This window comes from Salipiger mucosus DSM 16094, from assembly GCF_000442255.1.
GTDB classification, from domain to species: domain Bacteria; phylum Pseudomonadota; class Alphaproteobacteria; order Rhodobacterales; family Rhodobacteraceae; genus Salipiger; species Salipiger mucosus.
The window spans coordinates 262,591-275,120 of sequence record NZ_KE557274.1; the positions used below are offsets into that span (position 1 = coordinate 262,591).

The following is a 12,530-nucleotide window of genomic DNA, read 5'->3' on the forward strand; positions in this document are numbered from 1 at the left end:
ATCAATTGTCAGATTCCGAACACTCTTCCGGGAACGCTCACATCACCGGGGCGTCGGCTGCCGCCTCGGGTTCAGGCTCAGGCCTGTCCGGGATGTCATGCATCGTGGCACCATAGATCGGATCGATTGAGCCGACAGTGGGCTTGAGAACCGGATGCTGGACCAGGTCATCGATGCTGCGGACATCCTTGGTGACCGCGCGGTGAACGAGGCGGCCGACGGCCATCATGGCGTTGTTGATGTTCTCGGGTTCCTTCCACTTGTAGCCACAGATCCCCTCGACCTCGTCGAGCATCACGATTTCGCCGTTGGCAGCCATGTATTCCTGGATCTGATCCTGGTTCAGCGCGAGATCTTCGGCCCGGACGGACTGTTCGAACCACTCGAGGGCCGCGCGCATGTCATCGGTCGGCCGGGTGTCCCGGACGGCGTAGAACTGTCTGCGTTTCAGAGGGCGCGAAAAGTTCTCGATCTTGTCGAACTGGACCGTCGCCAGTCTCTGGAAGGACTGACGTCTCTGTCCGGTTCTGGGGTCCTCTATTTCGCAGGCCCGCCGCAGGCTGACGATATGTTGAAAACCGCTCTGGCATTGGTGCGTGTAGCCGCCGACGCAATGCCTCAGGCCTTCCGTCCCGTCTGCATTGCGACCATTGTTTCCCTCCGCCACCAGCTCATCCGTGCAGGTCAGGCTTTCGAAGTAGATCCCATTGGGCGCCTGGGGATTTCCGCCGAACAGGCGCGGCCAATGCCCCTCGGGAAGGCTCTGCAGGGAATTGACGTCGAGACCATCGCCGATGGTGTTGGCCGTAATGCGCGCCAGGTCGTTCAGGTAGTAGCGCGTGTTCTCGAAAATGTTGGGCGCTGTCTTTCCGGAAGACGGGTTCTCCAGATCGGGCATGAACAGGAGTTGCATCGCCGTGTTTCGGGCCGCATGGAACTGGTTTCCCGCAATGCAGATGTCGTCGATGTTTCCGACCCGGGTGACCGCGGTGGCGGCAGCGGGCATCACGACGTGGTTCCGCACGAACTCGACCATTTCCATGGTCTGGTCGACGGCCGTCTGGAGATTGTGTTCCGACATGTCTGGGCGATAGAGGCCCAGCATCCAGTCCCGGACATCATCGCGTAGTTCCTGGTCCGAGAACTCGAGCTTGGAGAGCTGGCGGCCCACGGCCGACCGGTAGTCCTCGTCGCCGCGCTTCGCCGCCTTCTCGACCTTCTTCCAGTCGATGGTCTCCTTCATCTGCTTCTCGAAATCAGGATCGATCCCCTGGGGAGGGCGGGTGTCCATGAATGCCTGGGCACAACGGCGGTGGAATTCCTGCCACTGTCCCTTGCTGCCCTTGTAGAGCACATCGAGCGGGCGATCCGTGAGCTCGCCCAGCGCATTCTTGAGCCGGCGGCCGATGGTCTTGGATACGGTCGTGAAGGCGTTCCACTCGTCCTCGTCCTTGGGGAACCAGTCCGGCGGGATCGCGCTGGCATGATCGACGATCTCGCTCACGCTCAGCCCGTTCGTGTTCCAGGCCACGCCACGGAGGCGCTTCAGGGACTTCTCCTTCACGCCGAAGACCTTTGCGAGCTCGGCATTCAGAGGCTTCTGCTTCTGGATCACCTGGCGCGAGAAGCTGGAGTTGTGCGCGAAGAAATCCGCGAGCAGCGGGTAGATTTCCGCGGCCTGGCGGCGATACAGGCCACGCTCGTCATCGCCCCCGTAGAAGCGCAGGGTCTTCCAGTCGTACGTGTCGAGCGCGTCCAGGACCCGGACCGCGTCCTTGTGGATCGGATCGACGCCGAAATCCGCAAGAGGCTTGCGCAGGCGCCTGGTCTCGGCGGCCACGAACTTGTCCTTCTGGAAATTCTCGAGCACGGCGTCGGCATCCGGCCTGTCGAGTTCGGACCGCACACGTGTCTCGAATGCCGAGAATGCGACCTCTCCGATTTCAGGATCTTTCCCGAAGAGGCCGAAATCACGGATCGAGTCCGAAGCCGGGTAAGGCTGAAAGTCGGCCATTGATGATCGTGCTTCGCCGGCGTCTGCGAGTTTCCGGGCCTGCTCCTTCACTTTCTGCAGCCGCAGATCCTGTCGCTGCATTCGGTTGTTTTCCAGGAATCCGAAGCTGTCGAGCCGCTTTTTCTCTTCGTCGAATGCGAGCACCCGGACATGCGCGGGTTTGCGCTCCAGGTCCGACACGACGAGGGCGATGCCCCCGTTCGTGTCCATTGTCTCGGCGATGAGGTTTTCCTTGTGACGCGCGTAGACGTCGGCGACGAGGTCTTTGGTGGTCTTGCTCATGTATACTTATCCCGCCTGCGCGAAGTATTCGGGCAGCTCGACATCGTTGTTCTGTCGAGTGGGATCTGCCTCCATCTGTGCAAGGTTCATCCGGTTGGACCAGTCGTTGGCCCAGTCACGGTAGGAGGAGCCGGCCCAGAAACGGACGCTCTTGTCGTCCATGATCCCGCGGATGAGCTCGAGCATCTCGTCCTCGTCGGTGATCTGGGCCGCCGCCATCATGCGTCGACCGTTTCCACCGTCGTCGTTCTCCCGGGCCCTGTCGTAGTGGGCCGCAACGACCTCGGAGTCGTAGATGCCGCCGAAGTCCTTGTTGTTGGGAGACGGGAACGTCACGTGGTATCCGTTCGTGCCCGACCTCAGGACAAGCGCACGCTTGGACAGATCCCGGTCCGGGAAGATGGAGATCGCCTGGTTCTCGCGCAGGGCATCAAACACCATTTCCGGCGTGCGCAGGGCAACCGGGATTCGCCGGCCTTCCAGGGCGTCCTTGTGGAGAACGATGCCGCGCTTCATGATGCCCGACTTGCCATCCTCGTAGACGCACATGGTGCCCATGTTGTTGTTCTCCTGGGCGATCTGCAGAGCCCGGAACAGGTTCCCGGTCAGCAACTGGACCTTGCGGCGCTTCTTGAAATCCCGTGACCGGTCGAAGCTGGCGAAAATCGCGTCGACGCGGTCATCGTCGGCATCGTTGAGCCCGTCCCAGATATGGAATCCGTTGTTCAGCTCATCACGCCGGAAGAAACGGTCGGCCAGCAATGTGTCGAAACTCACCGGGCGTGGCGTGGCATCCCCCGGAACGACCACCTGGATCTTGTATTTCGCCGCCGCGAAAGCGCTCTTGCGCGGATCTGGATACTGCACCGAGGTCACGATGCCGGTTTCGCCCATGTCCCCATCGTATCCATCGATACGGATCTCGGAGCCGGGCTTCACGTTCTCCACAAGAGTCTGGAGCTGGCTCATCCGCGTGTTGGCATCGGCAATCTTGTTGTTGCCGGCCTCGATGGCCTGTTCAACGGTCTCGAACCCTTGAGTCGTGCGCATCAGACGGTTCAGGCGGTCGGCGCGCTCGCTCTCGATGCGCTCGATCTGGGCCGCGGTGTCGCGACCCTCGCCCTTCTCCAGTGCGTTGTTGACCATGAGGTCCACGTCGTCGCCGGTCAGCGGGCTTGCGGTTGTCTCCATGACGCAGTCTTCCAGGAACACCGGGGACTCGAAGGCATCGACCGTGTTTTCCTCGGTCGGCCCCTCGAACAGATCCCTGTACTGCTGGTGGACCACACCTGGCAGGGCCTTGGGCTTGAGCGGGTTCTTGTTCTCTGCGTCAAGCTCGGCGATGTAGGCCTCGAAGTCATTCTGCAGATCTTCCAGGACCTGTTCCTGCAGGGCACATGGCAGCAGCAGCATGCGACCTAGGATCTGGTTCGCAGAACGCTTGCTCTCCGCTTGGTCCCCCTCGTTCGCCACGGCAAGGTTGGCTTCGTTCGTTTCCGCGAACTCCTCGTCGAACCCGAGCATGCGCAGATATTCCGGGTTGAGATCAAAGTAGTTGGAGCACACGGTGTCCCCGACGCCGTTCAGCATATCGGGGATGTTCTCCATCAGCGTGTTGCTGTCCCGGTTGGACGACACGTTCGCGTTCAGCTTCCGGAGTTTCTGGTTCCGCGATGCGTGCATCCGCATTTCCGCCGGGATGCCGGAATTGGTGGCAATGATCTTCGGGTTCGTAAGGGAGCCACGGCGGTTGATGCGGCCGTATCCCTGGATCTGGTCATTGATATCCTGCGGTGCATCGCCCTCGTAGAGCACACGTTGCCCGTGGTTCTTGAACCATGCAGCATCCTGGAAGCTCAGCCCCTCGAGACCGGACTTGTTGAGGATGACACCATCCATGTCACCGTTGTTGAACTCGTTCACGACATCGATGGTGCGTGGACGGTTTCGACGGCGAATGCGTCCTCCGCTGTACTCGTGGCCCCGACCGGTGATTTCCCCGAAATTGAGGCCGGCATCCGCAGCACGGTTCCGGACGGTGTCGATCAGGGAGATCGGTTGTGCCGGGATCTGGTCGATCAGCGATTTGATGGTCTCGTATCGTTCGGCCAGTGCCGGATCCTCGTCGGCCAGGAATTCCTCGACAGTCCGGCTCGCGTACCGGCGAACATGGTCCGCGTAGGCATTCGCCGTGTCAGGATCGGCGTCCCTGAGAAACTCTTCGGCGGAGCGCTCGTCACCGTCTCGTTGCCGGGCCAAGAACCGCTCGTAGAGCTCTGGTGCATTCTCCCCCATGTACTCTTCTGCGGTGCGCTGGGCACCGGACTGCATCCCGCCCGAGAACATGTTGCGGATCTCGCGACGAAGCATGTCACGCATGTTCGGTTCCGGGGCGGTTTCCAGCTCCTCTTCCTGCTGCGTCTCGTAGAGCTCCTGGAAGAGGGCGCCCTGGGTCCCGTCAGCCATGATGACCGGCTTCCGGCCATTGCGAACATCCTCGATGGCCATATTGGCGATGCTGTCGGCTTTCACAGCCGAAATCATGGTTTTCATGATGCGGAACAGGGGAGACCCGAAGCCCAGCTTTGTGTTCTGGATGCTCTTCACGCGGGCCTGTTGGCGCTGGACGTTGTTGTTCGCCTGCCGGCGATCATTGCGTTCGGCCTGCGGATCGAGGGCAACGGCTTCTCGCTCCGCCCGAAGGTTGCCCAGCTCGGTCTCGGCCATTTCCACCCGTTGCTGAACACGGCGGTTCACGTCACCGGACAGGAAGGCGACCTCCGACAGGATCGGCGAGATCGCATCCACCAGCTGGCGGTTCCGGTCGAAGTTGTCCTCGTCGTCCACCGTTTCGAAGGTGAGCTTCGAGTTGTCGTGCTCACGGCGGATGAAGACACCGTTCTGTGCCAACATGGACGAGATCACTTCCTGGGCGTTCTCGCCGCCCTTGTTCATGATCTCGTAGAGCGTCTCCTCGTCCAGGTATTCCGGGAAGAGGATATTGTAGAGCCCCATTTCCTTGATGCCCTTGGCGTGGGTCGCGGACATGAAGACCGTGCGATCCGCGGACTCGATGGCGGAACGGATGTTGCGCCCGGTGTTCGAGTTGCCGGTGGCCTTCTGCGCCTCGTCGGGAATGAACACGGTGTTCTCGTCGATCAGGTTTTCGAAGTACCGGATCTTGGCGGTCATCATCGAGTCGGGTTGCTCGTGCTCCATTTTTTCAAGGTCGCGCGACACCTGGCTGTAGGTCGCGATCACCAGGTTGTAGCCTTCGGGGAAGGCGACCTCCCGGGTTTCGACGTCATCGTATTGCTCGGTTTCCTCGTTCCACTTCTGCTCGACGTGCACGTCCGTCAGGATGTCGAGAGCGTGGTCCTTGGTGAGACCATCGAACCTGCGCGTTTCTCCTGTGCTCTCGTCGGCATACTCGAAGGTGCCGCTGTTGAAGATCAGTGGGTTCACGTGCTCCAGCACGCCGGCATCGCCGAGGTCGCGAAGGATGTCGGAAATATTGGCGGTCTTGGCGGTCATCATGACGACCGTCTTGCCGTTCAGGATATGACGGCCGGCAATGCCCGCGGCGGTGCGACCTTTGCCGACACCTGTCTGGTCACCGATATGGAACCCCTGCTTGCCTTGTTCTTCACCGAAGGCTTCGAGCGCCATCGCGTCGACCTGCTCCGGAGAGAAGCGTTGGCCGAGCTCATCTTTCGTGATCCCCAGGCCGTTCGCGACGTACTCGTCGATATCCGGGTGGTTGCGAAGCACATTGGCCATTGCCTGGCGCATCGGCGCCTCAAGGTGCTTCGGCGACATGGTCTCCGGCTCGCCGACACGGGAGGCCGATACGTAGGGCGACTGGTATTCGTTGCGCTCGGCCTTGGACGCGGTCGCTTCCGCTTCGCGATCCTCATCGAGCGCCGCCAGGTAATTGGCGATCTTCGCCCGCGATTTGATGACCTCGGAAGACCAGGTGTAGAGGGCGCCGAAATCGAAAATGTCCCGGCGGCGCTGCGAGGCTTCGTGCGGCTCATCAAGAGGCTCCGGGCGCCGGGTGCCGACCGAGAGCATGACCATCTTGTCGCCACCGGCTTTTGCCGCGTGGACGGTGCTGTCGATACGGGCGTTGCCTTCCACCGCGTAGTGCTGTCCGAGCACCTTCACGAACCGGTCGAATTCCTCGTCCGAGCTGCCGTCCGCTGCAAGGGGGAAGGTGAAGATCGCGTTGCCATCCTCGGACCGCTTGTCCAGCGCGTCGAAAATCTCCAGAAATTCCCGGCGGCTGAAGGTCTCTCCGCTACGCAGGGTCGGGGTGTCCGTCCATCCGGTTGCGACATTGGCCACGATGACGTCGGATCCATCGTAGGACGGCTCGCTGCCATCGATGGGATCTTCGCCGCGCAGGCCGAGCTCACGGGAAAAGGTGCGGATCGTCGCCGCCTCGTCCTCTCGGCTCTCGAAGATGCGCATGCTGCCGTCCTGGCCGCGCCTCCACTTGGCGAACGGCGCGCCCTTGCCGGGGTTCACGAAAACCGCGTTGGTATCGTCTTCGGACAGCGATCCGGCAATCCGGTGCAGGACGATGGAGATCGGCATGTTGATGTCGCTGACAGCGGATTCCGCCTGCTCGGTTCGCGTGCGATAGGCACTGTTCTCTGTGATCTGCGTGGCCTTCTGGAACAGCTCGTTCAGAGAACGGTCGGAATGCCGGCGCAGCCATCCGGAGAAGTAGTTGTCGAGGGCCAGGATGAAGGAGTCTTCCTGCTCCGAGGTCGGTGATTCCGTGCCATGGATCGTTTTCAGGAAGTCCTCGACGTCGGATCGCCGTTTCACTTCGCCAGCGATGATCCGTTCGCCGAACGCCGCGATGCAATCCTTGAAGGACCGGTCATCGACGCTGCGAAGGAAGAGACCTTTCTGGTCGGAGTCGGCTTCGTTGGTGACAGTCCCGTCCTCGGTCAGGACGATGCGGGCGCCGGGATTTTCCCCGTCCCCGTCAAAAGACCGAACGTGGTGACCATCCTTGTTCACCCCCACGTCGTAGGTCGTCCGCATGATTTCTGCCAGGCGATCCTTCTCGGGGCCTGAAACCTGCTCGGGCGCGCTTTTCGCGGGGTCATTCGGCGCGGGCTCTTCCGCCTGCTCCGCGGCCGGCTCGGCCTTGGGCTGCGGGGCCTCAACGTTCAGGAATACCGAGGAAACAGCCACCTCCGTGACGGAAACCTGGTCATAGCCCCCATCAACGAGCTTGGAGCGGAGGTCTCCCAGGTTGAAGCGTTCCCCGTCGGGGTAGACGTAGAAGGAGTCGGCGCCGCGCTCGACCTTCCTGAGCCCCATTGCCTCACCCATGGCATCGTACTCTGGCGCCTGCTCGGCGGCCTTCGCCAGGACGAGCAGGCGCTGCTTGTCATCGCCCTTGGGAACAGTCAGGACGCTGAGCTTGACGTTGTACGCGGAGAGGTCGAGCCATTTGATGTTCTTCGGGGTACTCATCTATTCATAAGCCTGTTCTTAGAATTTCAGTGCGCCCGCAATAGCGTCAAAGTTTCCTTCGATCAATTCCTCGGACTCTGATTTTTTTTCATCACTATCCTTGGGCTGCTCAGGATCTGTGCCGTCAGAAGCAAGAGACTGGTCCGAAACCTCGAGATCAGCAGGGGGTTCTTCATCCTGGCCATTCTGGGCCGTGTCCGGCTCGGGTTCCGCGAGGAAGTCGTCGACCTCGAATGCATCCGCGTCGGCGTCACCGAGATCGACGAAGCCAACGGACTGGTCCTCTGGCTCGGGTTCTGATTTTGGCGCGGAGGCAGGTTCCGTGACAGTCTCCGCGGTCGCGGCCGGTTCCGGCGTGTCTGCTTCCGGCTCGAGGCTGGACAGATCGACGGTCAGGTCGTCACTCGGCTCGTCTCCGCCCTGGGCGGTGTTTTCCGAGGCCACGGGCGCAGGGTCGGATGTTGCCTCTTCGGCGGAGGGGGTGTCTTCCTCGCTCGCCGACATGTCGTCCAGGGCGGAGAGGTCGATATTCAGATCATCATCATCGGCCTCCACTCCGGCTTCGGGCTGATCGGGGACGTCCGGATCGCTTTCAGGATCCGCGTTTTCGTCAGGCAGCTCCGACAGGTTCACCTCGAGATCGCCGTCTTCCTCCGGTGCGGGAGCCGTCCCGCCATCTTGTTCCTTTTCAGGATCGGGGTTCTGCTCCTCAGCCGCCTCCGGATCCTCCGCAGCTTGGGCTGCCTCGGTGGGCTCGCTCTCTTCTTCTGGCGCGTCTGGCTCGAAAAGGGAGAGATCGATGTCGAGGTCATCGGAAGCGGGGGTGACGGCCTGCTCTTCGGCTTGCGGAGCAACCATGCTTTCCTCGGCCGGCGTATCCGCTGCCGTATCCGGCGCCGCGTTCGGTGTGACATCGGGAAGCCCGGGCTGATCCAGGAAATCCATGTTCTCGGCCTGCAACTCGCCGGCCAGGTCGTCGATATAGGCGCTGAAGTCCATGTCCGGCTCATCATCGCCAACCGTGTAGATCCGGTCATTCCCGTAGCCGGGGAACACCTTGTCGAGACCATTCACGTGCGGGGTGTCGATCATGGCCAGGGGGCGCGCCTTGCCGGGCGCATGGAAGGCCGAGACGACGTCCGAGAAGCGCGCCCCGCTGCCGTAGGTGCTGTGGCGCAGGCCGAGGGAAACTTTCCGACACCCGGTGAGGGCACCGTCGCCCATGTGAACGAAGTTCTGAAACAGAAGGGCCGCCTTTTCCTCGAGATGCCGGGAAAATTCAGGATCGTTGCGGACCGTAAGACGCTTGCGCAGAACGCTCACGGGAATGACCTCCCAGAGGGTGTCATTTTCAGGATCTTTCAGGGAGGCGACCAGGTCGCGACCGTTGACCTCATAGGTTCCCTCGATCTCGCCGGCCATCTCGATGTAGTGATCCTCGTCGAGAAACCGGGTCATACGATCACGGAATGTCTCGTTCGGGCCCACGAACACCCGGATCGACGAGGACATGCCGTCGGCTTCGGAGAACCCCCGGATCACGACGCTGTCTTCAGCGCTCCCGCGCTCTTCGAGGAACGTCTTGAAGGCCTGGAAGAACTCTTCGGGCGTGGTCGTCTTGCTGGCCTCCTCCGTCCGGACGATGTTGAACATCTGGATGAGGTCGCCGTTCTCCAGGCTCTCCGGAGCATCCACGAAGGCCTCGACATCATGAATGACTTCGGCTTCTTCCCGGGTTGCATTCCGAGACACGGTCACGAAACCATCCGATGAGAAGGTATCCTCACCATCGATCCCGGTGATCCGGCGCACATCGGTGAACATGATGACGCCGCCCGGCTCGACCGTGTCCGGAGCCTTCTCGAGCGGATTGACCTCCTTCACCCGCGGGCTCCGCGACCAATCCCGGAACATGCGGACCTTCTCCGACGTGGCGAGGTCGGTGCCGACAACACTCATCTGCTCACCGACCTTTTCGAAGCGGTCGACACGCACCGACTTGATGCGGTCGATGATCCGCTCGTGCGGGGAGGCGCTCTTCTGCGCATAAGTCTTGTTCTGGGTGGCGATGGTCTTCAGGAGCGATGCTGCTGGCATGTCGGATCTCTGCAAAGGATTGTTGTTCAAGGCGTCAAGTGTCCGTGGATAGTGAAATCCACAAACATGAAGACGATAGCAGTGAAGCCGCCCCCGTAGGTTAGGTAGAGGTTAACTTGTGAAGAAATCCTGATCGTTTCTCCTAGTCGAGAACTTCTTCCCGACGGCCGTTCAGGGAGCCTCTCTTCGGGCGACTGCGAGAAGCCTCAGGTACGTTGCCGCGCTGTCGCTTCAGAGCGTCTCATGACAGTTCGTTGGTCGAATCCAGGTTGCCGACCATCCGGGGGAGGCATATATCCGCACCTAGGACGACCTCTCGGAAAATCACCATGCGGGACGACCCGGCACAAGGAGTTCGACAATGGCTTGGGCCTGTCTTTTTGCCGCCGGAGTGCTGGAAATTGTTTGGGCTTTTTTTATGAAGAGGTCCGCCGGCTTCTCTCTGATCACGCCGACTGCCATCACGGTTGGAACCATGATCGCGAGTTTCAGCCTTCTGGGGGTTGCGATGAAAACGCTGCCCCTCGGAACGGCATACATGGTCTGGACGGGGATCGGTGCGATTGGTGCGTTTGTTGTCGGTATTTTTGTACTCGGCGAGTCTGTCACGCTTGCGCGGATCGTCGCAGCACTTCTGATCACAGGCGGGATCCTGACGATGAAGCTGGGCAGTCCCACGTGAACTTCACGGTGAATTGGCTTCCGACAGAAGAACCGCACGGCAGCTACCTCCGGGTAGGGACCTCCGGAGGTAGCAGCTTCACGCGCTGACGGGTCAGGCGGCCGTCAACTGGGCCAGAACACTGTCCCAGTCTCGCGGAGTGGTCTGGGCGATCACGTTGAGTGTCCCATACCACGGGTCGGAGTTGCCCTCGACGCCCCAGTACCACATGCGCTCAGAGCCACAGGGCAGAAGCAGGGTCGCGTTTTCATGACCGACGGCGCCGGCCGCATGCGCTGTGGTGTTGTCGATGGTGATAACCCGGTCGAGCGCCGCGAGCTGAACAAGTGAGCCGTGCGGATCCGCCACGGGATCGACCTCGTGATCCTGAACGATCTTCATATCGGGGAAGGCTTTCCGGGCGCGTTCGAGTTCAACGCGGTTGTCGCCGTACTGCAAGCTCACCACGAAGGCGTTCTCGGGAAGCATTTTCAGGATCCTCTCGAGATCGATGGACCGTACGTAGCCCGACAGGCTGCCGGCGCTCTTCCAGGAAATGCCGAAGATCGGGCGGCCGGCGGCTTGTCCCCCGTACCGCTGCCGTTTCGCCCGGACAGTCTCCTCGTCCAGGGTCACATAGCCGCCGAACGCAGCATTTTCAGGATCACTGCCGCGAAGGTCAGAGAGGAACCGGCATAGATCCCCCAGGAAAACACATTCACCATCCTGCACGCGATGACGTCCATCGTCGAATTCCTCCTTGTCGATACAGGTGACCGCCAGGCTGTTGGCGCCCAGTGCCCTGGCGATCCGGCTCTCGGTGACGAAGAAGACCTCCTTCACTCCGAGCGTCGAAAGCGCTGCCGCGGCCATCGGAAGCAGCGCGAACTGGTCACCGACACCCTGCTCCTCCATGAGAAAGACCCGTTCGCGGCCGGCCAGGTTTTCGGGGGACGCGTTCTCGAGCGGCACCGCACCGCGGTTCGATTTCGGGTGGCGTGCGGCGTAGGGCTCCCAGGCCCGGTCATAGTCGCCACGACGCAGAAGGAAGGAGCCCATAACCTTGCCGAGCGCGTTGGCCGCGTGATCGGAGACAAAGGAGGCCTCCTCGTAGGTGGCGAGCGCATCGTCATCCCGGCCGAGGTCCTGTTCGATGTTGGAGCGTACCATCAGCCCGCGCTGGTAATCCTCGGGGCGCTGGAATTCATGATCCTCGAACTCCGCCAGCGCCTCATCGAATTTGCCGAGGACGCGAAGCGCGTTCATGCGCATGACGACCAGCTCGTCGCTGGCCTCCTCCTCGAGCAGCGTCCGGGCGCGGTCGAGAACGCTATGGTAGTCATGCATGAGCATGTCGGCCTTCACCCGGCCGAGGCGGGCCCCACGGGAGGATGGCGCGATCTGGTGAGCCCGAATAAAACAGCTCACGGCTTCGTTGAAGAACTCGGCTTCAAGATATGTCTCGCCTGCGATCCGGTAGAGAGGTTCCGACCGGGCCCGCTCCGCCATATGCAGCACCGCGTCGGCGCAGACCTTGTGGCGGCCCATGCGGCGCATGAGCTCTGCGAACAGGGTGGCCATGGCCTCGTCGGTACTCCCGAGACGGATGGCTTCCTGGAACTCCTGCACCGCGGTGAACGGGTCGGCCATCAGGGTCCTGGCCTTGCCGATGCCGGCGCGGATCTCGTGACTGCCGGGCTTGAGCTTGGCCCCCTCCTGGAAGAACTTCAGCGCGGTCTCTCCCTCCCGTTGGGACAGGGCCACCACACCGAGGATCAGCCACGGGTGGTGACTTTTCACGCCGGCCTGGACCACCTCCGAGGCGTTCCGGCTGGCGGTTGCTGCATCCTTGGCGGGGGAGGGGGCCTCGATGGCCCGATAGGCCTCGTGGATCTTGAGCGCGTTCTCCCCCTTGATGCCGTACTTCTTGGATGCCCGCGCAATCAGCGAGCGGCGTTCCTTCCGCGAATAGCTCATGAA

The 12,530-nt window shown here is 61.5% G+C and carries 5 protein-coding genes; 1 reads left to right on the forward strand and 4 read right to left on the reverse strand.

Going from position 1 to position 12,530, the window contains the following annotated elements; all coding sequences use genetic code 11:
• Positions 1-37: 37 nt before the first annotated feature.
• From SALMUC_RS07390 to SALMUC_RS07400, 3 genes are read right to left on the reverse strand one after another with little or no spacing between them, the layout of a single operon-like run.
• A complete protein-coding gene (locus SALMUC_RS07390; RefSeq protein ID WP_020038231.1) occupies positions 38-2,296 on the reverse strand; it encodes a hypothetical protein in 2,259 nt (752 codons plus the stop codon).
• 6 nt (positions 2,297-2,302) lie between these two features.
• On the reverse strand, positions 2,303-7,792 hold the full coding sequence (locus tag SALMUC_RS07395) for a strawberry notch-like NTP hydrolase domain-containing protein (RefSeq protein WP_020038232.1): 5,490 nt from the start codon (positions 7,790-7,792) through the stop codon (positions 2,303-2,305).
• Positions 7,793-7,810: 18 nt separating this feature from the next.
• Positions 7,811-9,889, reverse strand: a complete 2,079-nt coding sequence (locus tag SALMUC_RS07400) for a midas domain-containing protein (protein ID WP_020038233.1) — start codon at positions 9,887-9,889, stop codon at positions 7,811-7,813.
• A gap of 361 nt (positions 9,890-10,250) precedes the next feature.
• Here SALMUC_RS07400 and SALMUC_RS07405 point away from each other — a divergent pair, with 361 nt between their 5' ends.
• The gene (locus SALMUC_RS07405; protein ID WP_020038234.1) at positions 10,251-10,571 is read left to right on the forward strand and encodes a DMT family transporter; all 321 of its coding nucleotides are present in this window, start codon (positions 10,251-10,253) and stop codon (positions 10,569-10,571) included.
• A 93-nt stretch (positions 10,572-10,664) separates the two neighbouring features.
• On the opposite strand, the gene SALMUC_RS07410 is transcribed toward SALMUC_RS07405, so the two are convergent.
• Entirely contained in the window at positions 10,665-12,527 is a 1,863-nt protein-coding gene (locus SALMUC_RS07410; protein WP_020038235.1) for a tetratricopeptide repeat protein, read from the reverse strand.
• Between the last annotated feature and the right edge of the window lie 3 nt (positions 12,528-12,530).